The sequence below is a fragment of the Marinomonas sp. 15G6-16 genome (assembly GCF_055809555.1).
In genome coordinates this window covers 3,047,317-3,072,800 of sequence record NZ_CM147916.1, presented here as the reverse complement: position 1 = coordinate 3,072,800, position 25,484 = coordinate 3,047,317, and the positions used below count along the sequence as shown (strand labels likewise).

The 25,484-nt window shown below is 42.0% G+C and carries 20 protein-coding genes and 2 pseudogenes; 14 read left to right on the top strand and 8 right to left on the bottom strand.

Features of this window, described 5'->3' with window-relative positions; genetic code table 11:
- Positions 1-248 precede the first annotated feature (248 nt).
- The 5 genes from AC0L46_RS14635 to arsJ all read left to right on the top strand — a co-directional run bounded on the left by AC0L46_RS14635 (position 249) and on the right by arsJ (position 5,558).
- Positions 249-1,739 (top strand): SulP family inorganic anion transporter, encoded by a 1,491-nt coding sequence (locus AC0L46_RS14635; RefSeq protein WP_473504621.1) that lies wholly within the window; start codon positions 249-251, stop codon positions 1,737-1,739.
- Positions 1,740-1,803: 64 nt separating this feature from the next.
- The gene (locus AC0L46_RS14630) at positions 1,804-2,655 is read left to right on the top strand and encodes a universal stress protein (RefSeq protein ID WP_473504619.1); all 852 of its coding nucleotides are present in this window, start codon (positions 1,804-1,806) and stop codon (positions 2,653-2,655) included.
- 206 nt (positions 2,656-2,861) lie between these two features.
- Complete coding sequence (locus AC0L46_RS14625) at positions 2,862-3,206, top strand: metalloregulator ArsR/SmtB family transcription factor (RefSeq protein ID WP_414680040.1); 345 nt, start codon at positions 2,862-2,864, stop codon at positions 3,204-3,206.
- Positions 3,207-3,254: 48 nt separating this feature from the next.
- Positions 3,255-4,262: an ArsJ-associated glyceraldehyde-3-phosphate dehydrogenase gene (locus AC0L46_RS14620; protein WP_414680041.1), complete on the top strand. Its 1,008-nt coding sequence runs from the start codon at positions 3,255-3,257 to the stop codon at positions 4,260-4,262.
- A gap of 72 nt (positions 4,263-4,334) precedes the next feature.
- Complete coding sequence (arsJ, locus tag AC0L46_RS14615; RefSeq protein ID WP_473504617.1) at positions 4,335-5,558, top strand: organoarsenical effux MFS transporter ArsJ; 1,224 nt, start codon at positions 4,335-4,337, stop codon at positions 5,556-5,558.
- 111 nt (positions 5,559-5,669) lie between these two features.
- Here arsJ and AC0L46_RS14610 read toward each other — a convergent pair whose 3' ends face one another.
- On the bottom strand, positions 5,670-7,925 hold the full coding sequence (locus AC0L46_RS14610; protein ID WP_473504615.1) for a retention module-containing protein: 2,256 nt from the start codon (positions 7,923-7,925) through the stop codon (positions 5,670-5,672).
- Between the two features lie 249 nt (positions 7,926-8,174).
- Between AC0L46_RS14610 and AC0L46_RS14605 the strand changes: the two genes are divergently transcribed.
- From AC0L46_RS14605 to AC0L46_RS14590, 4 genes are all read left to right on the top strand, one after another.
- Positions 8,175-8,999, top strand: a complete 825-nt coding sequence (locus tag AC0L46_RS14605; RefSeq protein ID WP_473504613.1) for a helix-turn-helix domain-containing protein — start codon at positions 8,175-8,177, stop codon at positions 8,997-8,999.
- A 246-nt stretch (positions 9,000-9,245) separates the two neighbouring features.
- Complete coding sequence (locus tag AC0L46_RS14600) at positions 9,246-10,220, top strand: TRAP transporter substrate-binding protein (RefSeq protein ID WP_414680045.1); 975 nt, start codon at positions 9,246-9,248, stop codon at positions 10,218-10,220.
- Between the two features lie 87 nt (positions 10,221-10,307).
- Entirely contained in the window at positions 10,308-10,832 is a 525-nt protein-coding gene (locus AC0L46_RS14595) for a TRAP transporter small permease (protein WP_414680046.1), read from the top strand.
- Between the two features lies 1 nt (position 10,833).
- Positions 10,834-12,120, top strand: a complete 1,287-nt coding sequence (locus tag AC0L46_RS14590; RefSeq protein ID WP_414680047.1) for a TRAP transporter large permease — start codon at positions 10,834-10,836, stop codon at positions 12,118-12,120.
- A gap of 107 nt (positions 12,121-12,227) precedes the next feature.
- On the opposite strand, the pseudogene AC0L46_RS14585 reads toward AC0L46_RS14590, so the two are convergent.
- Both AC0L46_RS14585 and AC0L46_RS14580 read right to left on the bottom strand, forming a co-directional pair.
- Positions 12,228-13,207 (bottom strand): annotated as a pseudogene (locus AC0L46_RS14585) (threonine aldolase family protein).
- 147 nt (positions 13,208-13,354) lie between these two features.
- Entirely contained in the window at positions 13,355-14,515 is a 1,161-nt protein-coding gene (locus AC0L46_RS14580) for a GNAT family N-acetyltransferase/peptidase C39 family protein (protein WP_473504610.1), read from the bottom strand.
- Positions 14,516-14,807: 292 nt separating this feature from the next.
- Between AC0L46_RS14580 and AC0L46_RS14575 the strand changes: the two genes are divergently transcribed.
- The gene (locus tag AC0L46_RS14575; RefSeq protein ID WP_473504608.1) at positions 14,808-16,283 is read left to right on the top strand and encodes a RimK family protein; all 1,476 of its coding nucleotides are present in this window, start codon (positions 14,808-14,810) and stop codon (positions 16,281-16,283) included.
- A gap of 62 nt (positions 16,284-16,345) precedes the next feature.
- Here the strand turns inward: AC0L46_RS14575 and AC0L46_RS14570 are convergent, their stop codons facing one another.
- The 5 genes and pseudogenes from AC0L46_RS14570 to uxaC form a co-directional block, all read right to left on the bottom strand.
- The gene (locus AC0L46_RS14570; protein WP_473504606.1) at positions 16,346-16,654 is read right to left on the bottom strand and encodes a HigA family addiction module antitoxin; all 309 of its coding nucleotides are present in this window, start codon (positions 16,652-16,654) and stop codon (positions 16,346-16,348) included.
- A 14-nt stretch (positions 16,655-16,668) separates the two neighbouring features.
- Complete coding sequence (locus AC0L46_RS14565; protein ID WP_473504604.1) at positions 16,669-16,956, bottom strand: type II toxin-antitoxin system RelE/ParE family toxin; 288 nt, start codon at positions 16,954-16,956, stop codon at positions 16,669-16,671.
- Between the two features lie 158 nt (positions 16,957-17,114).
- Positions 17,115-18,301 (bottom strand): annotated as a pseudogene (uxuA, locus tag AC0L46_RS14560) (mannonate dehydratase).
- A gap of 1 nt (position 18,302) precedes the next feature.
- Positions 18,303-19,772 carry a mannitol dehydrogenase family protein gene (locus tag AC0L46_RS14555; protein ID WP_473504602.1) on the bottom strand — a complete coding sequence of 490 codons (1,470 nt, stop codon included), beginning with the start codon at positions 19,770-19,772 and terminating at the stop codon, positions 18,303-18,305.
- A gap of 59 nt (positions 19,773-19,831) precedes the next feature.
- Entirely contained in the window at positions 19,832-21,226 is a 1,395-nt protein-coding gene (uxaC, locus tag AC0L46_RS14550) for a glucuronate isomerase (RefSeq protein ID WP_473504600.1), read from the bottom strand.
- 192 nt (positions 21,227-21,418) lie between these two features.
- On the opposite strand from uxaC, the gene AC0L46_RS14545 reads away from it, so the two are divergent.
- From AC0L46_RS14545 to AC0L46_RS14530, 4 genes are all read left to right on the top strand, one after another.
- The gene (locus tag AC0L46_RS14545; RefSeq protein WP_473504598.1) at positions 21,419-22,192 is read left to right on the top strand and encodes an FCD domain-containing protein; all 774 of its coding nucleotides are present in this window, start codon (positions 21,419-21,421) and stop codon (positions 22,190-22,192) included.
- 268 nt (positions 22,193-22,460) lie between these two features.
- Entirely contained in the window at positions 22,461-23,453 is a 993-nt protein-coding gene (locus AC0L46_RS14540) for a TRAP transporter substrate-binding protein (RefSeq protein ID WP_473504596.1), read from the top strand.
- A 95-nt stretch (positions 23,454-23,548) separates the two neighbouring features.
- Positions 23,549-24,043: a TRAP transporter small permease gene (locus tag AC0L46_RS14535; protein ID WP_473504594.1), complete on the top strand. Its 495-nt coding sequence runs from the start codon at positions 23,549-23,551 to the stop codon at positions 24,041-24,043.
- Entirely contained in the window at positions 24,040-25,350 is a 1,311-nt protein-coding gene (locus AC0L46_RS14530; protein ID WP_473496738.1) for a TRAP transporter large permease, read from the top strand. Before AC0L46_RS14535 ends, AC0L46_RS14530 begins: the two co-directional genes overlap by 4 nt.
- Positions 25,351-25,484: the final 134 nt, after the last annotated feature.

Sequence of the window (25,484 nt, the reverse complement as noted above, 5' to 3'; positions counted from 1 at the left end):
AGCCTTTGTCGTTGCTATCAATATCCCAAATCTTTATAATCGCCGCGTTCTCAATGCTCCTCAAACTCAGGGTTTTTCAATATTTTGCTAATAAATTAATTAGCGTTCTACCCTTTGTTCTGCCTGCTTTGTACAGTGGTACCTTTATCCTTGTATGTCATGTAGCTGGCACCGCATTAACTTCAATACTAATTCAAAGCTTCTCTCTAAGAAGAAGTTACATACTTTTACAAAATAGAAGGTAATAAATGATCGACTCAATAAAACGAGATTGGTTCTCGAACATAAAAGGCGATTCCCTCGCTGGTACTGTTGTTGCTCTTGCCCTCATACCAGAAGCAATCGCCTTTTCTATTATTGCGGGCGTGGACCCAAAAGTTGGCTTATATGCATCATTTTGTATTGCTGTCATCATCTCTTTTGTTGGCGGTCGTCCTGGAATGATTTCCGCAGCCACAGGTGCAATGGCACTATTGATGGTGACATTGGTAAAAGAACATGGTTTGGAGTATTTGCTTGCGGCTAGTTTATTAACTGGGGTCATCCAGATATTTGCAGGATACTTAAAGTTAGGCTCTTTAATGCGGTTTGTCTCTCGGTCTGTCGTAACAGGCTTTGTAAATGCCTTAGCCATTCTTATATTCATGGCCCAGCTTCCCGAGCTAACCAACGTTACTTGGCACGTTTATGCAATGACGGCTGCCGGTCTTGGCATCATTTACCTTTTCCCTTTACTGCCTGTAATCGGTAAAGCACTTCCTTCCCCGTTAGTTTGTATTGTTGTTTTAACGGCATTCGCTATGGCTTATGGATTAGATATCCGAACTGTATCGGATATGGGGGAACTTCCTGATACTCTGCCTATTTTCCTATGGCCAGATGTTCCATTAACACTGGAAACATTGATGATTATCCTGCCTTATTCTATCGGCCTTGCGATTGTTGGCTTACTGGAATCCATGATGACAGCCACGATAGTGGATGAATTCACTGACACAACAAGTGATAAAAACCGCGAATGTAAAGGCCAAGGTATTGCAAACATTGGTTCTAGTTTGTTCGGCGGAATGGCAGGTTGTGCCATGATTGGTCAATCTGTCATTAACGTAAAATCCGGTGGTCGCGGACGATTATCAACTTTCATCGCCGGCTTCTTGCTGTTGATCATGGTGGTGTTCCTTGACGAACTTATTGGTCAAATCCCAATGGCGGCACTTGTTGCAGTCATGATCATGGTATCGATTGGTACTTTTTCTTGGGAATCCATTATTAACCTGAAGAAACACCCACTGTCGACTAATATAGTTATGTTGGCTACTGTTTCTATTGTTGTCGCCACACACAACCTTGCACTGGGCGTTTTTGTTGGCGTGCTATTAGCCTCTCTGTTTTTTGCCAATAAAATTGGCCGCTTCATGGTGGTTAAAAGCGACAAAAATGAAAATACGAATCACCGTACTTATAAAGTGGTCGGACAAGTCTTTTTTGCGTCGTCAGATCAATTTAATGGCTCTTTTGATTTTAAAGAAGCGATTGAAAAGGTTACGATCGATTTATCCGATGCACACTTCTGGGATATTACATCCGTATCTGCTCTCGATAAGGTTGTGATCAAATTCCGCCGCGAAGGTGCCGAGGTAGAAGTCGTAGGATTAAATGAAGCCAGCGCAACAGTCGTTGATAAATTTGGTGTTCATAACAATCCAGAAGAAGTAGAAAAAGTAATGGGCGGTCACTAAAAACTAACCGCTAAAAATTACACTCTCCTTCTTCTTTTGCAATCATGAGATAAGGAGTACAGCAATGACAAATATAATAGCTTGTATCGATGGTTCTGCTTTATCAGAAAACATCACAACAGCCTCTGTGTGGGCGGCGAAACAAATGGCTTGCCCGCTGACATTGTTGCACTCCTTAGAAAAGGAACCTCCCAGAACCGATGAAGACCTATCTGGTACGATAGGTTTTGGGAGCCGAGAGCATCTCTTGGACGAACTTATTACATTAGATGCTCAACGGGCGAAACTCGCTCTTGAACACGGCAAACTCATTCTAGAAAACGCCAGGGCATTCGCCTTAAAAGCTGGCGCAAAACAAATAGAGTTACTACAACGCCACGGTGACCTCGTCGAAACACTTTCCGATCTAGAAGAAGAAACTCGTCTTATTGTGCTCGGTCGCCTTGGTACGAATCACGCCATGGACGCACATACGATCGGCTCACACATAGAGCGAGTCGCTCGCACCTCTCACAAACCTATTCTTATTAGTGTCGGCAAATTCGAAGCGCCTAAAAACTTTATGATAGCCTATGATGGGCGAGAAGCCGCAGACAACGCCATTGCTAAAATTGCGCAAAGCCCTCTTTTATTAGGCTTACCTTGTCACTTAGTCATGGCAGGAGACGATACAAAAGAAAGACGCGTAAAACTCGAAGAGGCTCAGAACATCCTTGAAGAAGAAGGTTTCCAAGTAACCTCAAGCATTCAGCCAGGCAAAATCTATCCTGTTCTTACCCAATACCGCAATGAGCACAACATCGAATTAATGGTGATGGGAGCTTATGCTCACTCCAAAGTAAGGCAGTTTTTCGTTGGCAGCAACACCAGCAAAATGATCATAGAAAGCAATATTCCACTATTAATCCTGCGCTAATTTCTGTTTTTCATAAAACTGCTATCAAGTGATGTTATTAAAAGGTGACCATTAAATGAGTCACCTTTTTCGTGCTGGTTACACGGCAAGCAATTATGACAGTTACATTAAATATCGACCAAATATAAATATATGGTTTTACATATATGTAAAAATTCATATACTCTCTTCCTGAGAACACATGAGAGAGAAAAGCAATCGAGATGATGGACCCAAGTTTATTTTTTAAAGCATTAGCTGACGACACAAGACTCCGATGTCTTTTATTAATTACACAATCAACTGAATTGTGTGTCTGTGAACTTATGGAAGCACTCAATGAAACACAACCAAAGATTTCTCGTCATCTTGCTCAGTTGCGTAAGAGCGGCTTATTAAGCGACAGACGCCAAGGGCAATGGGTGTTCTATAAGTTACACCCAGATCTTCCAGAATGGGCTCCAAAAATTTTGCAAACAACACTAAACAGTCAGACAGAATGGCTAAAAACGAACATAGAACAGCTTAAAAACATGGGAAACCGCCCAGAACGTTTAAACGAATGCTGTTAATGAACTGCAACCTAACCTTTCAACACTCAACACAATCAGGATTAAAAAATGACCATTAAAGTAGGAATCAACGGATTTGGCCGCATGGGCCGACTTTCTTTTCGCGCCGCTTTTGATTGGGACGATGTCGAGTTTGTCCAAATCAACGACCTTGCAGGTAACGCTGCAACATTGGCTCACCTTGTTAATTTCGACTCCGTTCATGGCCGTTGGCACCACAATGCCACCAGCGAAGGCGATAGCATTCTAATCAATGGTAAAGAAATCAAATGCACAAGCAATCGAGATATTGCTGCAACAGATTGGTCAGAATGTGATGTTGTTATTGAAGCAACAGGTGTCATGAAGACAAAGGCACTGTTACAAGCCTACCTTGACCAAGGCGTAAAACGTGTTGTTGTCACCGCTCCTGTGAAAGAAGATGGTGTTTTGAACGTCGTAATGGGCGTTAACGACAAAGACTACGACCCACAGCAACACCCAATCGTGACAGCAGCGTCTTGTACAACTAACTGCCTAGCACCTGTGGTTAAAGTTCTGCATGAATCCATCGGTATCAAACACGGTTCCATGACTACAATTCATGACATTACAAACACACAAACTATCATTGATGCACCACATAAAGATCTACGTCGTGCACGTGCTTGTGGTAGTAGTTTAATTCCAACGACAACGGGTTCTGCAACCGCTATCACACACATTTTCCCAGAGCTTAAAGGCAAGCTTAATGGACACGCTGTTCGCATTCCATTAACCAACGCCTCTCTGACAGACTGTGTTTTTGAAATGGATCGCACCACAACAGAAGCTGAAATCAACAAACTGCTTCAAGACGCCAGCGAAGGCGAATTAAAAGACATTCTTGGTTATGAAGAGCGTCCGTTGGTTTCTATTGATTACAAAACCGATCCTCGCTCTAGCATTATTGATGCACCAAGCACCATGGTTATCAATGGCACACAAGTAAAACTGTATGTGTGGTATGACAATGAGTGGGGTTATGCAAATCGTACTGCTGAGTTAATGCGAAAAGTAGGACGCTTAGACAAATAAGCCACCTAAAAAAACCATTTAAAACGGCCGAAAGGCCGTTTTATCCCATGACCCAAAGCTGAAGACGAGACTATGCTTTCACAACTTTCTCAAAGTGTTCGCCAGTACCTTATCGTAACTGGTAACTATTGGTGCTTTACCCTAACCGATGGCGCATTGCGCATGTTGGTTGTTTTGTATTTTTATGGGTTAGGCTATGGCGCATTAGAAATCGCCCTACTCTTTGTCTTTTATGAAGCCTTTGGTGTCGTGACCAATTTATTAGGTGGATGGCTTGGTGCTAAATGGGGATTAAACCGCACCATGAACATAGGCCTTGGCATGCAAATTCTCGCTCTTTCTATGCTCTTGGTGCCTGATTCATGGCTAACGGTTATTTGGGTTATGGCAGCACAGGCTTTATCAGGCATCGCCAAAGACTTAAATAAGATGAGTGCTAAAAGTTCCATTAAAGTACTGGTACCAAAAGGTGAAAGTGGCCAACTTTATCAATGGGTTGCGGTATTAACCGGCTCCAAGAACGCTTTAAAAGGCATTGGTTTTTTTATCGGTGGATTACTGCTAACCACAGTAGGTTTTCATCAAGCTATTCTTATCATGACGCTTGCCCTTGGTTTAGTCTGGGCATTCAGTATCTGGCAACTAAAAGAAGACCTTGGCAAATCGACAAGCAAACCTAAGTTTTCTGAGATTTTCTCTAAAAGCAAAGAAATCAATATTCTATCTGCGGCACGTATGTTCCTTTTTGGCGCAAGAGACGTCTGGTTTGTGGTCGCACTACCGGTTTATTTAAGCAGCCAGTTTGGTTGGGATCATTGGACTGTCGGCGGTTTTCTTGCTCTTTGGGTTATTGGTTACGGAATCGTTCAGAGCCTCGCACCTCACATAACTGGAAAACGCAGCAAGCAAGTCCCTGGCGCAAAAGTGGTTACTTTATGGGCACTGGCATTGACGATTTTACCGGCAGGTATTGCGATTGGTTTGCAGTCGTCATTCTATCCACAAGTTATATTACTAGGCGGACTGATTGTGTTCGGTGCTGTTTTTGCTGTAAATTCCTCGCTCCACAGCTACTTGATTGTTCAGTTCGCCAGTAAAGATGGCGTATCAATGGATGTTGGCTTTTATTATATGGCCAATGCCATGGGACGTTTAATTGGAACATTATTTTCCGGGTGGATTTACCAAGAATATGGTCTAATCAGCTGTTTATGGGTGTCATGCGCTTTCCTGCTTTTCGCCAGCCTCATTTCACTTTTACTGCCGAAGCGAAATCAAGAGCAAGCCAGTCTTTAATTTGTAGAGTTAAAGATCATAAGACACAAAAAAACCGAACTGAATTTTCATATCCAGTTCGGTTTTTCTGTATTTATCATCTGTCACTTCCAGAGATGACATAAGCATGAACTAGCCATCAATGTTAATGCTGTATTCTTGGTCATTAAAAATCACTTTAATGGCATCAACAGAAGTCACAGCACTGCTATTATCTGAATCAAAGTTTGAATCTGCTCCAAAGGAAGCAACAGCAGCGCCATTGACCTCAACACTCTGATCTTGAACTTTCACATTGGCAGATAGAAACTCAGCGATAACATCCGTATCGGCACCGCTACCAGGATTATCAGACAAACCAGAAAGTAATGCGGTTAAATCTAGTCGATCATCTTTTGCATTAAAGTCTGTAATCACATCGAGTGAATGACTTTGAGAAAGCACAAAAGTATCTTCTCCCGCACCGCCAGTTAATGTATCAATGCTGTCATCATCAGCACCAAGCGTTCCACCCACTAGAATGTCATTCCCTTCTGCTCCCATGAGCGTATCAGCGCCATTTCCACCAATCAGAACATCATCGCCACCATTACCGTTAATAGTGTCTTGAGAGTTTCCACTTGCGCCTCTCAAATCATCATCCGATGCTGCTCCTTCAATAGAGCTATCAGCCACAGATCCAGTTTGAACATCATCAATCTCAGCAATTCTGGCATTGATCGATACCGTGTCACTCAAATACATAACACCTGTGTCTTCGTCAGTATCCTTTGTAATCACCTCAGCTTCTGAAGGCGCAACAACACCACTAGAGTCAGCAACGTTAACAACCACGCTTAATGCGCCATTCGATAACCTAGAGACATCAATTGAGTTTTCAAAATACACCCAACTCCCATCGTCATCACTCGTAACACCTGTGGAAACCGTAAGCGTTTCACCTTCGCTGTCCGTAATCACAATAGAAGAAACAGAGTGAGCTGTTTGAATCCAGCCTGCAACCAGCAGGTTTTCCGCTTCACCTTCCGTAATTACACCATCGTAATTGGTATCCGCAAGAAAAACATAAGCATCAGCGTACGTCGTTTCCTCAATAAAATAGACTTCTGTCGTTTGAGTTGAAAAAGGGTTTCCTGCATCATCTTCTCCTGAAACGATCACCGTAATATTCGGATTCGTTTGAGCTGTATTCGCAAGATCAGAACCTAACACACTAACGGTATAGAGATATTTACCGTTAGAGTCTTGAACATCAGAAACAATGCCTCGACCAATTTCCAAGTCATCCAGATTGACAGTAATCAGATCTCCAGGACGGACGTCATTGCCCACATAACCAGTAATTTCAACCAGTTCACCAACCGCAGACTCACTTGAACTAATCGTTGCATCATCGGTTACCTTGTATGTATCAATCTGCCCAAAGGCTTTTGTATCCACACTATGTACAGAACTTCCAATACTCTCAACTGTGTTGCCCGCCGTATCGCTCGAACTAACAACGGCCGTAAATTTGGCATCTTCTGCTAAGTCAGCTCCTACAACCTCGACAGACCAAGTACCATCAGAAGCAACTCTTGTTGTGTACGTCTGATTATTAATAACTAAAGTAACAAGATCGTCTTCCGAAATATCGCCACCCGTAGCCGTTCCTGTCACGATAATAATCTGATTGCTTTCCGCTAAGTTAATCACATCGTCTGACGTAATATCATCGACAACAACGACTCCAGCATCAGCACTTGTGTCCGCAACAGGCTCCTCAGGACTCAATGAGCGATCAATAACAGCAACAGAATCATCCTCTTCAGGCGCAGTGTCTATAGAAGTTGTATCTTCAGTCGCTACTAAGTCTGCACTAACGCTAGCCGCCACTAGATCAGCTACATTGGCATCATGAGTTTCTTCCGCTGTTAACGCTAGTGTCGAAACACTGTTTGTATCAAAGCCGTAACCAGGCAAAGCGCCTTCATTATTGCGGTCAATATTCACATCTACTCGATGCTGATCATCAATAATGGTTTCACCCGCTTCTGGCGCTTCTTGAATCAAAGTTGGGTCTGCGCCATCTAAAATAGCCTGTTGAAGTTCGCTAGTAGACACAGTTGAGCTCTGGATAAAGTCATCCACATGATAAAAGTCATGCACATCATCCGATAACTCAATCGTAGAATAAGGCCCAATAGCCATTTCGGTTTCATCAATGAAGGTAATGAGAACGCTATCACCACTCTGAGTAACCACTGTCTCACTGTAGAAGACGGAATCGCCTATTTTTATGGATCGATCCTGACCACCAATAGACTGAACAATTGCTGAACCACCAAGTTGGGAAATGAAACCTATTGGCTCTCCTAAAGTCGCAAATTGCTGCTGATTGTGATTCATAATGGCGCTTCCTAAATAGACTCTATAATGAGTAATAAGATAGGCCCATGCAGGAAATCACTCTATTGTACCTTGGTACAGACAGTCGTGATGATTTGTAATAATTGTTACATTAAGTTAATAAAATAAATGCACAGAAATACAAGCGAGACAACAAAGTTGCCGGTAACATAACAAGCCTAATGTATTCGTGAAATATCACAAAGAAAGCAAATGTTTATTTAGAGTCTAAAAGCAGAGAATGACAACATGACGATAAAGGATACTTTTCATTATCAGCATCTTGATGCGTTACCAGGGTTCACCATTGGTGAAGCAACTTCTGCTCAATTCTCATTTCAGCCACACTTTCATTTGGATTATCACATCGGCTTGGTTACCCAAGGCACTTTGCACCAAACATGGGAAGGTCAAAAGCATCATCTCAAACTTGGTGATATTTGTATTATGCCACCGGATGTCGTGCACAACGGGAATGAACAAGGTGAAGAGACATATCACTTAACCACTTTCCGGATTTCACCCGATCGATTAAATACCTTCTTTTTTGATAGCCAATACCATGACGTCCATCAGCAACTAGCGCCTAACGTGATTCATCATCCAGAGCTAGTCAGTAATTTGCTGCAATTAAAAGCCTCTTTGCAGTCTGAACAAGCCGATTTACAAAAAGACAGTCTCTTAATAAGCAGTTTAGCGGAGCTTTTATATTTAGCGGATAAAAAGTCTGAGCTAAAAGAAGACTATCTGATTGGAAAACAAGCATTTATAAAAATTAGAGACTATTGCGAATCGAATTTACACAACAAAATCACCTTAGACGAATTAGCCAGCTTAACGGATCTCACCCGTTTTCAATTCATCCGACGCTTCCAAAAACAAATCGGCCTTGCACCACATGCTTGGTTGATGCGCCTCAGACTCGAAAGAGCTTGTATTGGCCTTGCTCATTCAAAAGCGATGATCGCAGACATTGCCACAGCCAATGGCTTTTATGACCAGAGCCACTTTAATCGAATGTTCAAAATGGCTTATCAAATTTCCCCTTCTCAGTATCGACTTCATACCTCTTAAACCAAAACAGCTCATTTAGGTTCCTTAAATTTTTTAACCTCTTTTAAAAATACATTTAATAAATAGCTACATTACATATTAATACATACCAATCATTCTTTAATTTTCAATGATTTAAATTCCAAATGGAGAAAATAATACAATAGCACTATTGTCATTCTTATTAAGATGCGTTAGAAATTAAAGCTCATAATAAAAAACGCTTTTTTAAAAGCACACAAAAAATAAAAAAAGAGGATAAAAACAATGAAAAAAACTCTTATCGCATCTGCTGCACTTGCTGCTGGCCTTGCCTTCTCTGGTTCCGCACTTTCCGCATGGACTGGCTGGAATATCCATACTCAAAACTACCCTATCAGTGACGCTCTTGACTCTTTCATTGAAAATGTTGAAGAAGCGACCGATGGCCGTGTCTCTGGAAACCTTTACCATGGTGGTGTTTTAGGCAGCCAAGGTGATGCGATCCAAATGATGCAAATCGGCTCTATTCATTTTGCTGGTTTTAGTCTTGGGCCAATGGGTACCGAAATTCCTGAAACCAATATCGTATCTCTACCTTTCATCTTTAAAGATGTCGATCACATGTATCGTGTAATGGATGGCCCTTTTGGTAAACGCCTAAGTAATGATATGGCACCTTCAGGCATCATGGCGATCGGTTGGTATGATGCAGGTTCACGTTCTTTCTACAACAATACTAAGCCTATATCAAAGCCTAGTGACGTGAACGGAATGAAGTTCCGTGTAATGAACAACGAACTGTATGTAGACATGGTTGCTGAACTTGGCGGTAACGCAACGCCTATGGCCTACAGTGAAGTGTACCAGTCGCTAAAAACTGGTGTCGTAGATGGTGCTGAAAACAATCCACCATCATTCGAATCTTCCAACCACTATGAAGTGGCTAAATACTACTCTATGTCAAACCACCTTATTATTCCTGAGTGCCTTTGCGTAAGTACAAAAGCTTGGAATAGTCTGTCTGAAGAAGACAAAGTAATTGTGCAACGTGAAGCAGATAAAAGTGTTGCTATGCAGCGTGAACTTTGGGCTAAACGAGTTAAAGCAAGTCGTGAGCTTGCTGAGAAAGCTGGCGTGAAGTTCAACGAAGTAGACGACCCTAAAGCATTTTCTGACTTAATGGGGCCTGTGTATGAAAAAGCCATCAAAGCAACGCCTATCTTAGCGTCGTACATTGAAGACATTAAAAAAGTCGATTAGGTGATAACAAGCGGGAACATGATTTAATCTGTTCCCGCTTTTAATCTGTTTTCCGTTTTTTTGAGTTCCCGCTTTTTGAGGCTCATTATGAATAAAATCAATATCCTTCAGGTATACGACACATTACTTGTTTATGTTAAACGACTCGTCAACTTGATTTCCGGTCTTGGCATGCTCGTTTTAGTTTTTACTTTCGCTTGGCTAGTTTATGGACGCTATGTTCTAAATGACACGCCTACATGGGTTGAGCAACTTTCTTTATTACTTGTTATCACTATTGGTTTTTTAACCGCGTCTGTTGGTATTCATGAAAGAACACATTTAAGTGTCGATATTTTCACTCAGTTTTTACCTGTGTCCGGACAAATATTTATTGGGCTTCTAGCCGATATTATTATGGGAATCTTTGGATTTCTCATGGCATCTAGCGCAATTGATTTAGCTCAGTTCTCTGCAGCAAAAAGAATTCCTCTTCTAGATATTAGTGCCGCTTTTCGATACTACCCAGTGATTATATCAGGGGCTTTAATATTTATTTTTTCACTTGATCGAGTTGTCAGAACCTTGAATCAATTAATACGTCCTACAACCATTAACCAGGAGAATAAATAAAATGGGCTTAGCTATTTTACTTGGTGTTTTTGCTCTTGTTATGGTTATGGGCGTTCCTGTGGCCTTTGCTTTGGCTATCGCAGCTATTTCTGCTTTTATGTTTGAAGGTCTACCACTTATGGTAGGTTTCCAACGCATAGTCGCTGGTATGTCTACATTTGCCTTACTTGCTGTTCCTTTTTTCATTTTTGCTGGTGAGTTGATGCTACACGGCGGCATCGCAGCTAGGTTAATTCGTTTTGCAGCAGCGTCTGTTGGCTGGATGCGTGGAGGCCTTGCGCAAGTAAACATCTTCTCTAGTATGCTTTTCGGTGGTATTTCAGGTTCCGCCGTCGCAGATATTTCAGCATTAGGCTCTTTGCTTATTCCTGTCATGAAGGAAAAAGGTTATGACGACGATTTCGCCGTAAACGTAACAGTCACCTCCTCTATTGCCGGTATTGTAATTCCTCCTAGCCATAACATGATTTTATATGTTGTTGCTGCCGGTGGTGGTATATCCATCTCAAGTCTATTTATGGCGGGTATCGTTCCAGGCATATTAATGTGTGTCTTACTTGCCTGTGTCGCTCGCTGGATTGCTATCAAGAAAAAATTCCCAACAGAACCTTTTGTTGGCTTAAAAATATTAGCTCTCTCCTTCCTTGCGTCAGTGCCTGGTTTGATTACTGCCATTATCGTTGTAGGTGGCACTTTGTCTGGCATTTTCACTGTTACAGAATCTGGTGCTATTGGTGCCGTCTATGCAATGTTGGTATCTTTTCTTGTATATCGAACAATGGACTTCAAAGGGTTTGTGTTAGCCGTTACAGGATCTATCAGAACTACAGGTATGGTGATGATCCTAATCGGTAGTGCTTCTGCTTTTGGCTACATGTTGGCGTTTTATCAAGTGCCTGCCGTTATGTCAGCTTTCATCACGTCGATCTCTGATAATCCAATCATGATTCTAATCATGCTCAATCTTTTGCTTTTATGCTTAGGAATGATCATGGATATGGCGGCACTCATTCTTATTTGTACACCAATATTCCTGCCCATCGCAGCGGGCTTTGGTATGGATCCTGTCCACTTTGGCATTATGATGATGATGAACTTGGGACTAGGACTTTGTACTCCTCCAGTAGGTGCCTGCTTATTTGTCGGCTGCGTTGTCGGTAAGGTAACGATTCAAAAAGCCGTTAAAACCATCTGGCCCTTCTATATCGCCATGTTAGCTGCATTGATTTTAGTGACTTTCATTCCATCAATTTCAATGACACTACCAAATCTATTGCTTGAGAAATAAGTCTCTAAATAAAGCGATTGAAAACCAAAAGAGCCAGTGAATATCCAATATTCACTGGCTCTTTTATTTAGATGAAGCTGATTTTAAAACATTTAGTTTTAACAGAGTTAAACGCCCTGCTCTGCAAAGCGCTTTGCACTCTCGACAAAAGCTTCTACGCCTTCTTTTGGCGTACGAAAAGACGTCACTAGACGAATCACGCCTTCGGCCCAACGCCCTGTGTAAAAAGCATAACCTTCAGCTAATAAGTGCTCAATCATGGGTGTTGGCATAGTGCAAAAGAGCATGTTTGCTTGAGCTGGCGTATTAATTTCCACACCTGAAATATCTTTCAAACCATCCTGTAAAAGCGCCATCATAGTGTTCGCATGCTCAGCATTGGTTCGCCACAGCTCGTCCGTCAAATAAGCAATCATTTGTGACGCTAATAAACGCATCTTAGAATGCAAATGTCCGCCACGTTTGCGAAGGTGCCCCAAGTCTTTCGCCAAAGACTTTTTGAATACCACAATGGCTTCCGCTGTCATGGCACCATTTTTCGTTGCCCCAAAAGACAAAATATCCACGCCCGCTTTCCAAGTCATCTCAGCAGGCGTACAACTTAAAGCAACCAAAGCATTGGCAAAACGCGCTCCATCCATATGAACAGGCAAGCCTGCTTCTTTTGCAATCGCTGTAATGGCTTTCAGTTCTTCTAAAGTGTAAACACTACCGACTTCTGTCACTTGCGACACGCTCACAGAGGAAGGCTGACAAGAATGTACATCGCCTTTTTTTGGTGAGCTAACGCTTTTAATTTAACAGGATCGATTTTCGCGTCTTTACCGCCAATCCCAACCAAACGGGCGCCACCTGTATAAAATTCAGGAGCTGAGCATTCATCATTCAAAATATGGCTTTCTGAGTGACAAAGCACACTTCCCCACGGCGGTGTCATCGCACTTAAACTTAATACATTTGCCGCTGTTCCTGTGGAAACCAAAAATACATCCACATCACATTCAAAAAGCTCAGCAAACATGCGCGTCACTTGTGCTGTGTAATCATCATTTCCATAAGGCATTGTATCGCCCTGATTCGCAGCCATTATTGCTGCCATGACAGAATCTGACGCACCCGCGATGTTGTCACTGGTAAAAGCCACTTTCATCTAACATCCTCCATTTATTGATTTTCCTTATTGTGTCAGGACTGAAAGCGCTCCGCTTGTATTTTTGTGCAATAAGAAAGAACTTTAAAAACTCAACACAACAGTCGCTTGCAAACGGCTCTGACCAAAGCGAGACATCTTCTCAAACTCATTACGAGCAATGGGGACAAATTGGCAATCCAATGGGTTTTGTGTGTCGTCTTTGGCTTCATAATCTGGGTCATGCACCAGAATACAATGTTCGTCGTAGCCTGACATGACGACCCAATGAGGGGCTTTTTTGCCATCCATTCGATAAGTACTGATCAAGATGATTGGTAAAGCGCCAGATTCAAAAGCACGAATTAATTGCTCTAATGGCATAACAGAATAGTGCACTGCTAACTTTGCTGTGGCACATTGCTCGCTGAAGCTTTCATGTACTCGCGTTATCACTTCTTTTTTCAATTCATCTCGCACCCCAGCGACAAATAAAGGCGCTTGTTCGCTTAGCCATATTTCAGCGGTTAAACCTCGTTTCTGTGCTGCTAGAGCTAAGCCCATTGGATGACAACCGCCATGACCAGATGTCATGAAGATGGTGGTTGCTTCTCGCCAAATTTCTAATTCGTCGTTTGGTGTGGCTTGATAGTCAGGGTTTAAAGCGGACAACACCATTTGCAGTGAAGCCGGGCCACAGGTAAATGGGGTGCCTTGCGCTAACCATGGTAAAGGGCGAGATGTTTGTTCGCTGCTTAGATAACGCAATGTTTTTTGCATGCGAATGGCGTCTGTTTGGTCTTCGTAGTAGGCGTCGTAATGGCCAAACTCACGATATCCCATGGCTTGATATAAGGCGATGGCACTTTTGTTCACGTCACTGACTTCTAAACGCAGTAAGTTTTTACCTTTTTTAATGGCTTTGTGCTCGCAGGCTTGTATTAACTGTTTTCCAATTCCTAATCCACGAGCCTTTGGCGACACTGCAAGGGAATATAAGCGTGCCAACCTTGTTCCTTGTCGAAGATGCAACAGCGCATAACCTAGTAAATTCTGTTCGTTTCCAACGGCGACTAATAAAGACGAGCCTGTGCTGCTGATTGCTCGGCGAAAGCTTCGGCGGTTTAAGCGGTCACCAGAAAATGCGCTTTCTTCGAGTGCGAGTAAGGCTTTTAAATCGTCCATTGTCGCGGGACGAATATCGACATTTAAAGAAGCTAAATCTGGTACAGGATCAGCGGTTGTTGTGGAGCGGTTTGCAGTCATTAGGTCGCCTCAGGAAAGGGCAAAAAGTTACCAAAGTCGATCCTTTAACTCTTGCGATAGATTAAACAGAACGACGAAAATTTCGCGCATTCTAGGACGAAAAGTTTTAAAAAGATAGCTTAATAATTAATCAAAAAATATTTATTTTTTACGATAAAAAACGATTGTTAAATGATCAAAACAGGCGCATTATCCGCTCAAATTAAAGGCGTATAAACAACGCTGAAACGCCCTTCAGAAAGGCATTACAAGCAAACTCAATAGAGTCTATTTAGAAGGAAATACAAAGCCAATGTCACAGACGTACATTGTTGTTGATCAGGCCAAAGATTGGTCTGCGTTTTTACCCAGTGATCGAGTCATCACTTTTACTCAATACCTAAACTTGGCGCCCAAAAGCCAAGGACGTACGCGCATCATCAACCTTTGTAAAAGCAGCAAATATTTGTCTGACGGATATTACTGTTCTCTGTTGGCGGAAAGCCGTGGCCATCACGTTATGCCTTCTGTTCGTGTCTTAAATGACATCAGTAAAAAAGCCCTGTATGAAATGCAAGTGGCGCAATTGCTGCCGGCACTCGCGCAAAAATTGGGCACGCCAGAAGCGCCAACGGAATTGAGCTTTCACTGTGTGTTTGGCAAAAGTACGCAACCAGAGATGAAAGAATTCGCTCGAAAAATGTTCGAAGCCTTTGCTTGTCCTGTATTAGAAGTAAAATTGAAATTCCGTAAAACCTGGCAAGTGAGTGATTTACAAATCACTTCCCACAAGAATTTAAACGACGAAGAAGAAACCTTGTTTGCAGAATCTTTGGAAGCCTTCAGCACCAAGGTATGGAACAAGAGTCGTGCCTTGCGTACCGCGAAGTTTGACTTGGCTATGTTGGTCAACCCAGAAGAAGCCATGCCGCCAAGTGATGCTCAAGCTCTGAAGAAGTTTGTGCAAGCAGGCAAGCAACTGGGCATTCAGGTCGACATGATTGGGCCAAAAGACATCATGCGCTTGCCAGAATACGATGGTCTTTTCATTCGTGAAACAACCAACATAGACCACCACACTTACCGCTTCGCGAAAAAAGCTGAAGCCGCTGGTTTGGTTGTCATGGACGATCCGCAATCCATCATGCGTTGTACCAACAAGGTGTATTTGGCCGATTTGTTTAACACCCACAAAGTACCTTGCCCGAAAACCCGCATCGTACACAAAGGGGAAAAAGACGTAGAAGAGGCGTTGGAAGCGGTTATCAACTACCCAATGGTAGTGAAAATCCCTGACGGCGCGTTTTCAAAAGGCGTGATTAAAGCAGAAAACCGTGAAGCATTGACGGAAAGCCTGAATACTTTATTCAAAAAATCGTCTTTATTATTGGTGCAAGAATATTTGTACACTGAATTTGACTGGCGTATTGGCGTGTTAAACAACAAGCCTATCTTCGCTTGTCGTTATTACATGGTGAAAAACCATTGGCAGATTTATCAACACAGCGGAACCAAAAGCCAAAGTGGTGGTTTTGATACCTTGCCAACGTTTGAAGTACCAAGACGGGTGTTACAAGCTGCTATTGCCGCCACCAAACCCATTGGCGACGGTTTATATGGTGTAGATGTAAAAGAAATTAATGGCCGTGGTTACGTCATTGAAGTGAATGATAACCCAAGTATCGACCGTGGCGTGGAAGATAAATATCTAGGTGATGAACTTTATATGCACATCATGTCGGAATTCTTACGCCGTATGCAGTTAAAGCGCAGCAATACGCCAAACTGAATTCGCTAATTCCTTCCCCTTTTGTCTCAAGGAGAAGATTGAAAATGAGTTTTATCGGCCTACTATATTTGACTTGTTTCAGGCAGCAATGATTTGACCATTTTAGCTTCGTCTTGGTAGCGGTTTCGAGTGTCCCAAAGGTTAACCGAGTGTTGGATGTTTAACCAAAACTCCGGTGTATTTCCAAGCGCTGCTGCTAGTTTGATAGCTATTGGAGCAGTTAATACGCCACCATTAACTAGATTACTGACGGTATTCCGATGAACGCCCATAGCATCAGCCAGTGCTTTTGATGTAATGCCCATAGGCTCTAAGAATTCCAGCTTTAGCATTTCACCAACACCAACTGGACGACGTTTTGTCTTACGCATTTTTTTGTCCAACCTTAATATTTATGTGGATCAAGGTAAGTGCTAAATGCGACTCCATCGATCCATTTAAAAATTAAACGATATTGTTTGTTTACTCGAATAGAACACCAACCTTTCAAATTTCCATCCAAGCGCTCAAAACGATTCCCTGGAGGTACTCTCAAATCAGCTTCACTTTGAGCAGCATCCAGAATTTCTAGCTTTCGATACAATGCGCTCATGAGGTTATTTGGAATTAAACGATGTCGCTGATCCTCTTCATAAAAGCACTCTAACCATTTATCCCTAAATTCTAATGACATTTATCGCACAGCCTCCTTGTGCAGAACAAATTCAATATAACGCACAGAACGACTGTGCACAAGCTAGTTTTAATGCGAACTTAACTGACTCATACAAAAATGCCTTCTGTCCCAACGAGACAGAAGGCATTTTTTATTCACCCTATTCTAAAGCATTTTTATTTAGACGCTTTAAGCATGCTTTTTAAGCCCATTTCTAAACCACGAACTTCAGCAAGCCCTTTCATTCTTCCTAATGTCGAATAGCCAGGTTTTGCATCTTTCGCCAAGTCATTCAGGATTTGATGACCATGATCCGGCCTCATTGGAATCAGGTGAAAAGCATCGCTACCTTCACGCTTTTGCTCTTCTTTAATTAACGCACTCACTACACCAACCATGTCTACATCACCTCCAAGGTGAGAGGCTTCATGGAAGCTACCAGCCACTTCTTCTCGCTTTGTAGATCGCAAATGAGTGAAAAAGATGCTCGAACCAAAGCGCTCAATCATGTCGACCAAGTCATTATCTGCACGCACACCGTAAGAACCTGTACACAAGGTAATGCCGTTTGAAGCGCTTGGTACTGCGTCCAACAACCATTGCACATCGTCTTTGACTGATACAACGCGCGGCAAGCCTAGAATAGGACGCGGCGGATCATCTGGGTGAATCGCAAGCTTCAATCCGCCCTGCTCTGCAACAGGCACAATCGCTTCCAAAAAAACTTGAGGCTCTGACGAAGTCCGTCTCGGTCGATATGGTCGTATTCCGCTAATTTGTCACGGAATTGCTCTAGCGTGTAGCTTTCTTCCGCGCCAGGTAAGCCTGCAATGATGTTGGCAACTAAGCAGTTTTTATCCTCCTCTTTTAAGTTTTCAAGGAAGGTTTTTGCTTCGGCTTTTTCTGCATCACTGTATTCCAGCTCTGCGCCTTTGCGTTCTAAAATATAGAGCTCAAACGCCGCAAATGCAGTTTGATCAAATCGAAGTGCGCGGGAACCATCCGGCAATTCATAGGCCAAATCGGTACGTGTCCAATCCAAAACAGGCATAAAGTTGTAACACACAGTGTCTATGCCACAGGCGGATAAATTCGCAAGTGTTTGCTTGTAGTTCTCTATGTATTCAAGATACTTCCCTGTGCGCTTTTTAATGTCTTCATGTACAGGGACGCTCTCCACCACAGACCAACGCAAGCCATGACTTTCGATCATAGTTTTACGCGCTTGTATGGCTTCAATAGGCCAAACATCGCCATTAGGAATTTCATGTAACGCAGTAACAACGCCTGTTGCACCACATTGACGAATGTCTATTAAGGTTGTGTCATCATTTGGTCCGAACCAACGCCAAGTATGTTCCATTCTATTCTCCGAAACGTGCTGTATCGGGTTGATCGAACTGCAAACAGTCAACCACACCCTTTGTTGTCAATGTTAAATAAGACTTCAAAACGGATTGAAAGAAGCCGTTGTCTTGTCTGAGGCTTTCTGGGAAAACGCTTTCTAATCTCAGCATCTCTCGAATAAGGCTTTCTGGATCCGAATTACGAGCATGAATCTCGCTAAATGTTTGCGACATTGGGTCATCCACAATGTGAGTTTGACCTGTCACAGATTCTCCGCGAACATAAAAAAGCCAAGCGGCAATCCCTAATGCAATCGCTGGTATTTCTTGACTCAAAGCCAATCTATTTTCAGCTACGGGCAACCAGCGCTGAGGAATTTTCTGTGATCCGTCCATACCGATCTGCGCCAACTTATGTTGCAAGCTGTCGTTTGAAAAGCGTCGAATGAGATTCTCTATGTAAGCTTGAACATCAACGCTTTCTGGCATATCCAAAGTAGGTGCAGCCTCTAGAGTCATATAGTGACGAATCAAGGCAACCAATTTTGGGTCTGCTGCGGCGTCTGCAACTGTGTTTAGTTTTGCTGCGGAGCCAACATAGGCCAACAAAGAATGACTGCCATTTAACAAACGCAGTTTCATGGTTTCAAATGGATGAACATCTTTTACCATTTGAACACCATCCAATTCCCAATCTGGTCGACCTAATAGGAAGTTATCTTCCACAACCCATTGGCTAAAGGCTTCACACATCACCGCATTTGGATCATTACAATCTAATTCAGCTTGTAGTCGCGCTCGTGATTCATCTGTCATGGCGGGCACAATTCTATCCACCATAGAGCAAGGAAACGCCACGTTTTCTTTAATCCATTTGGCAAATTCTTCAGATCGAAGTGATGCTAATTCGCACACGGCTTGACGTGTTATTTCGCCGTTATTTGGCATGTTGTCACAAGACAAAATAGTAAACGGTGCTAAGCCTAATGCTTTACGACGAAATAAGGCTTCCACCAAAATACCGGGCGCTGTTTTCGGTGTGCTTGGCGATTGCATATCATGCTGAATGCTTGGGTCATCGCGACGTAGTTTTTTATCTGATGGCGTGACGTAATAGCCTTTTTCAGTGACCGTTAGAGTCACTATTTTGGTATGAGGCGATAGCAGCTTTTCAAATAAAGCCTCTTTGTCTCCCCCCGCAAATAAAGCGTCTCTGATGGCGTTAATTTCTCTCAATTCAGCGTGCTGATTGTCTGTATATTCAGCTATGTGATAGCGACAATTTTGTGTTTTTAATTGGTCAACCAATTGTCTATTAGAGCGAATATTAACAGCACATATCCCCCAATCACCACCAAGGTTACGGTTTAGGTTTTTTTCGACATAAACCGCTTGATGAGCACGATGAAAAGCACCCAAGCCAATATGTACGATGCCAATACCAATATTTTCTGGCGCATATAATGTCTTTATTGTTTTTATATTCATAATAATCCTTGATGACGCGTTGTATTCAGCGATTACTTAAATAAAGGGAATAATCAGCCCTATAAATTGAAATATTTTTTAGCATTGCCTGCGCAAATATTTGTCACCATATTACCTAATAACGCTAGGTCCGCAGGCGCTTCACCTCGCTCTACCCAACCAGCGATCATTTCACACAACAATCTGCGAAAATACTCATGGCGCGTATAGGACAAAAAGCTACGAGAGTCCGTCAGCATGCCAACAAATTGACTGAGTAATCCCATTTGCGCCACACTGGTAAGCTGCCTTTGCATACCATCCAATTGGTCATTGAACCACCAGCCAGAACCAAACTGCACCTTACCTGCAACACCACCGCCTTGGAAATTACCCGCCATGGTTGCTAGCATTTCGTTATGCATCGGGTTTAAACAATACAAGATGGTTTTAGGCAGCTCATCCGTTGCATCAAGTGCATTTAGAAAACCAGATAAAGGCTCAGCAAAAGCACGGTCATCCATTGAATCGAACCCTGAATCACCACCTAACAACTTAAACATTCGTGAGGCATTATTGCGACGTGCACCAATATGCAGTTGCATTACCCAACCTTTTTTGGCGTATTGTTTACCCAACCACACTTGAACTGCACTCGAAAATTGTGAAATTTCAAGCTCGGTTAATGGTTGTTCATTCATTCGTTTGGATAAAATAGTATCCAAATCTATTTCCTTTGGCTCATTGGCATAACGCATGATTTCAATACCATGATCAGCGCTGCGACAACCATGAGCGTCAAACACCTCAAGGCGTTTCGCCAAAGCATCAATCAAATCACTAAAGCGCAAAATGTTTATATTTGCAGCTTGACCAAGCTTGCTCAGGTAATCATTGAAACCAATATGATCCACCTTAAAGGCACGATCCGGTCGCCAGCTTGGTGTGACTTCTATATCAAACGTCTCGTCATTGGCGATAAATTTATGATGTGCTAAATCATCCGTAGGGTCGTCCGTAGTACCCACCATTTTTACATTCATTTGTTGCATAATACCGCGCGCTGAAAACGTCGGCTGTTTCAGCATTTCATTACATTGATCCCAAATTTCAGGAGCGGTATCTGGTGAAAAAATCAAATTAGACAATCCAAAAGGACGACGCAATTCCAAATGCGTCCAGTGATAAATCGGGTTACCAATACATTGTGGGACCGTTTGTGACCAAGCCTGATATTTGTCTTTAAAGCTCGCATCACCTGTGATTAGCCGCTCTTCTACACCAGCAGCACGCATTGCTCGCCATTTGTAGTGATCGCCTTCTAACCAAATTTCACCAAGATCATTAAAGCAGCGATTTTCAGCAATTTCTTGAGGATTCAGGTGGCAATGGTAGTCATAAATCGGCTGCTCAGCGGCATACTCATGGTACAAGCGCCTAGCGGTTTCCGTTGTTAGTAAAAAATCTTCTGTCATAAAGCTTTTCACACTGCCACCTTCATTACATTCAATATGCCAATCGAACAAACAACTTAAAATATGAGCAACATATTGAACCAAAGATTTTTTTGGTCAACCAAATAAAAATTGGTTGACCAGTTTTTGTTATGCCTTTAGATTAACACTCATACCAAATGCTCAGATGAGCCAATAAGCAGATTTAGATTAATGATAGAGACATTTACTAAGCCAAAACGCCTATACCAAGAAATTGGATTGAAACTATACGAAGAACTGAGCGATAGCCGTTTTAGTGTTGGCGACAGGCTGCCTCCTGAACGAGATATTGCAGAAAGCTTAGGTGTAAGTCGCGCAGTCGTGCGAGAAGCTTTAATCATGCTAGAACTAATGGGGCTTGTTGAAGTTAGAAAAGGCAGTGGTATCTATTTAATCAAACAACCAACAGAAAATTTGCCAGAAAAAGAGTTTGAATCTTCTGTAGATAAAGATGATGTTGGGCCTTTTGAAATGATGCAAGCAAGGCAGCTACTTGAGAGCCATGTGGCTGAATTTGCAGCAACACAAGCAACCAAGAAAGACATTATAAAAATGCGTGACGCATTAGAGCTAGAAAAACAAAGTATCGAAGTACCAGATAATAATCATGATGCAGATAAGCTTTTCCACCTCGCGATTGCCGAAGCGACTCAAAACAGTGTGTTGGTCGATTTGGTGGAAAGTCTCTGGGAAAGACGTGAAAAAAGCCCCATGTGGAAACAATTACACCGCCATATAATAGACCAAACATACAGAAAACAATGGCTTGTGGATCACGAAGACATTTTATTAGCTATTCAACAAAAGAAGCCTGAAGCGGCACGCAATGCCATGTGGCGACATTTAGAAAATGTAAAAGATACCTTATTACTATTATCTGAACACCAATCACCAAATTTTGATGGTTATTTATTTAGCTCTAATCCCGTTCAGATAAAAATATAAAATAATTATATTTAGTTTCAAATAGTCGATCATACTGTTTGAAAATTATAATTAACAAAAATGAAAGAATTTTCAATATGTTAATTATTTTCAAGTAAATAGATAACCATTAAAAACATATAAAATAAGAGGAAAATATATTAGACAAATATATAAAGTCATACATAAACAGTATGATTCGTTTTCAATATAGTAAATTTGAGTGTTTAAGTGCTATTGCATGACAATTGTTACTTTAAAACACAATCATAATAATAAGGATAAGAAAATGATGAAATTTAATGTTAAAAAAATCATGAAAGCTACTTTGGTTGGTGCTACATTCGCAGCACTAATCGCTCCTGTAAATGCGGTAACACTTCGTGGTGCCAGCATGTTCGATGACAATCACACCTTCACAAAAACCATGGTTAAATTCGGTGACCTTGTAAACCAGTATTACAAAGGTGACGTTGACTTTGATTTGCGTTTGAACGGTGAGTTTGGTGTTGAAAAAGATTATGTGACTTTTTTGAATCAAGGTGTTGCTATCGACTACACCATCTTAGCCCCATCCAATATGGCTCGCTTCGCACCCTCTATTCCTCTTATGGATATGCCATTCTTGTTCCGTAATCTCGATCATTGGAATGCGGTTTTATCCAGCAATATTCTTTCTCCTCTTGAACAAGAACTGTCAGATAAAGCAGACATAGTGATTGTTGGTTATGCTGGCGGTGGTACTCGCAACCTAATTTCTAGTAAAAAAGTCAGCAACTTTGAAGAGCTTTCTGGTCATAAAATGCGTGTAATGGGTGCTCCGATTCAGGCCCAGATCTTTAATGCAATCGGCGCAGCACCTTCTGCAATTGCTTATAACGAAGTTTATAACGCGATTCAAACTGGCGTAGTGAGCGGTCTTGAAAATGAAGCCGCAAGTATCCAAAACCTTAAGTTCTATGAAGTAGCACCACATGTAACAAAAACAGCTCATACCATCACAGTACGTCCTATCGTATTTAGTGGTAAAAGCTTCCGTAAATTACCTGCTGACCTTCAAGCTGCTATCAAAAAAGCAGGCAAAGAAGCCGGTGCATACGGTCGTGAACTTGAGTCCCGTGAAGACGCAATCAAACTTAAGCAAATGGCAGATGCAGGTCAGATCAAAGTATCTGAATTTGCCAACCGTGAGAAATTGCTAGTCATGGTTAAACCTGTACAAGATAAATTTGCAGCAAGCATTGGCGCAACAGAATTACTTGAAGCAATTCGTAGCAAGTAATCAATCGCGTTACTTTCTGGTTTAACAGCCCTGAGGCCGAGGTTGGCCTTAGGGATGTTTTATAGTTAGACATAATTTATCTTAAAGGCTTTTTTATGATTAAACGCAGTTTAGAATCGCTATGTAACCTTTTGCGGGTACTGTTAGCGGTCTTAGTCGGTGCCTTGATTATCCCTGTCGCCATGCAAGTTATTGCTCGTTACACGGGTATTATTCCTGTTTATCTTTGGACTGAAGAACTCGCTACATTCATCTTTGTATGGATTGTCATGATAGGTTCTGTTGTTGCCGTTTGGGATGGTGCGCATTTTGATGTTCAAGTCATTCCTGAAAGTGCGAATCCGCTACTTTTATTCTTCCAAAAGGCATTGGTTCTACTCCTTGTGGGTCTCTTTGGCGCCCTATTCGCTTGGTACGGTATTGAATATGCGAAATTTGGCTTAATCCAGCATTCAGTAATGATGAACGCCAACTTGATTGTGACCCACATCACCATTCCAATCGCGGGATTATTATGGGCTGTGTTCTGTTTATACCGTCTATACGAAGCGTTTACTCAATATCTCTCTACTAAAAGGGCTACACTATGATCCTTACTACTGGACTCGCTTGCTCTTTATTAGTAGGCGGCTTTATTCTTTTGGTTATATTGCGTGTTCCTGTTGCATTTGCATTGGGTTTGGCAACTATCCCCGTTGTGGCGCTCGATATTCGATTAACGCCATTTATCATTATCGACCGTATGTTTCAGTCGTATAACTCCTTTATTTTACTGGCTGTGCCCTTCTTTTTATTGGCTGCCAACTTGATGAATTCAGGGAAAATAACCGATAGGCTAATTGATCTAGCAAGGGTGCTAACTGGTTGGATGCCTGGTGGTTTAGGTCATGTTAACGTGGCAGTTTCAATGCTATTCGCTGGTATTTCTGGCTCATCTACTGCTGATGCTGCTGGCTGTGGCAAGATTCTAATCCCAGCTATGATAAAGGAAGGCTACGATCGACGCTTTGCCATAGCCATCACAGCTTGCTCTTCCGTTATGGGCGTTATTATTCCACCAAGCATTTTGATGATTGTTTGGGGTGGCGTCATGCAAGTATCAGTAGGCGCTCTATTTCTAGCGGGCGCAGTGCCTGGGTTAATGATTGGTTGTGCATTAATGGCGACAGTATATGGTTTCGCCAAAGTGTATAACTACCCTATTGCAATGAAGCCGACTTTCTCTTCAGCAATAAAAGCTTTTAAAGGTGCCGCACTGGCTATGCTCACACCTGTTTTTGTTATTTTCGGTATTGTTGCTGGTATCGTAACACCAACAGAAAGTGCCATTATTGCCGCAGCTTACTCTTTGTTTTTAGGTATGGTTGTATATAGAACCGTAACGCCTCGGGAAGTCGGTGTGATTTTATATGACACGGGCCGCTTCGCATCCATTTCGCTTTTTGCAATTGGTACTGCTTCTATCTTTGGTTGGTTGTTGGCTTATTACAATGTGCCACGTCTGATCATTGAATTAATCACAGATATGAATCTGAGCAGTTTTGGAACCGCTTTGGTGATTGCCTTCTTATTTCTATTCTTTGGTTTATTCATTGATGCCATTCCTACAATCATTATTTTAGGAACAGTTTTATTACCAGTGGCATTACAAGCAGATATCTCTCCGATTGTTTTTGCAATTATAGGTATTATTTCATTAGCTTTTGGACTGGTTACGCCGCCCTATGGTCTCTGCCTTCTGATCTCAGCGTCCATTGGTGGAATGAATGTCATCAGCGTATTGAAGCAAGTAGCTATCATCCTGCTTCCTATGTTGCTTATATTGTTGCTGGTCATCATCTTCCCAGAAATAGCGTTATGGCTTCCTGGTAAACTGATGCCAAATTCGTTTAACTAACACAAATAAGCAAACCCCATAGACAAATAAAGGCGTGATGAATATGTTCATCACGCCTTTATTTCAGAAAACTCATCATGTTAATCCAAACTTACTGCTCAATAATGGCAAAGCTCTAAGTAAGAGCTCTGCCA

Coding starts and splice junctions, on each gene's coding strand:
- AC0L46_RS14635 (WP_473504621.1), top strand. CDS start 249: ATGATCGACTCAATAAAACGAGATTGGTTCTCGAACATAAAAGGCGAT.
- AC0L46_RS14630 (WP_473504619.1), top strand. CDS start 1,804: ATGACAAATATAATAGCTTGTATCGATGGTTCTGCTTTATCAGAAAAC.
- AC0L46_RS14625 (WP_414680040.1), top strand. CDS start 2,862: ATGGACCCAAGTTTATTTTTTAAAGCATTAGCTGACGACACAAGACTC.
- AC0L46_RS14620 (WP_414680041.1), top strand. CDS start 3,255: ATGACCATTAAAGTAGGAATCAACGGATTTGGCCGCATGGGCCGACTT.
- arsJ (WP_473504617.1), top strand. CDS start 4,335: ATGCTTTCACAACTTTCTCAAAGTGTTCGCCAGTACCTTATCGTAACT.
- AC0L46_RS14610 (WP_473504615.1), bottom strand. CDS start 7,925: ATGAATCACAATCAGCAGCAATTTGCGACTTTAGGAGAGCCAATAGGT.
- AC0L46_RS14605 (WP_473504613.1), top strand. CDS start 8,175: ATGACGATAAAGGATACTTTTCATTATCAGCATCTTGATGCGTTACCA.
- AC0L46_RS14600 (WP_414680045.1), top strand. CDS start 9,246: ATGAAAAAAACTCTTATCGCATCTGCTGCACTTGCTGCTGGCCTTGCC.
- AC0L46_RS14595 (WP_414680046.1), top strand. CDS start 10,308: ATGAATAAAATCAATATCCTTCAGGTATACGACACATTACTTGTTTAT.
- AC0L46_RS14590 (WP_414680047.1), top strand. CDS start 10,834: ATGGGCTTAGCTATTTTACTTGGTGTTTTTGCTCTTGTTATGGTTATG.
- AC0L46_RS14580 (WP_473504610.1), bottom strand. CDS start 14,515: ATGACTGCAAACCGCTCCACAACAACCGCTGATCCTGTACCAGATTTA.
- AC0L46_RS14575 (WP_473504608.1), top strand. CDS start 14,808: ATGTCACAGACGTACATTGTTGTTGATCAGGCCAAAGATTGGTCTGCG.
- AC0L46_RS14570 (WP_473504606.1), bottom strand. CDS start 16,654: ATGCGTAAGACAAAACGTCGTCCAGTTGGTGTTGGTGAAATGCTAAAG.
- AC0L46_RS14565 (WP_473504604.1), bottom strand. CDS start 16,956: ATGTCATTAGAATTTAGGGATAAATGGTTAGAGTGCTTTTATGAAGAG.
- AC0L46_RS14555 (WP_473504602.1), bottom strand. CDS start 19,772: ATGAATATAAAAACAATAAAGACATTATATGCGCCAGAAAATATTGGT.
- uxaC (WP_473504600.1), bottom strand. CDS start 21,226: ATGACAGAAGATTTTTTACTAACAACGGAAACCGCTAGGCGCTTGTAC.
- AC0L46_RS14545 (WP_473504598.1), top strand. CDS start 21,419: ATGATAGAGACATTTACTAAGCCAAAACGCCTATACCAAGAAATTGGA.
- AC0L46_RS14540 (WP_473504596.1), top strand. CDS start 22,461: ATGATGAAATTTAATGTTAAAAAAATCATGAAAGCTACTTTGGTTGGT.
- AC0L46_RS14535 (WP_473504594.1), top strand. CDS start 23,549: ATGATTAAACGCAGTTTAGAATCGCTATGTAACCTTTTGCGGGTACTG.
- AC0L46_RS14530 (WP_473496738.1), top strand. CDS start 24,040: ATGATCCTTACTACTGGACTCGCTTGCTCTTTATTAGTAGGCGGCTTT.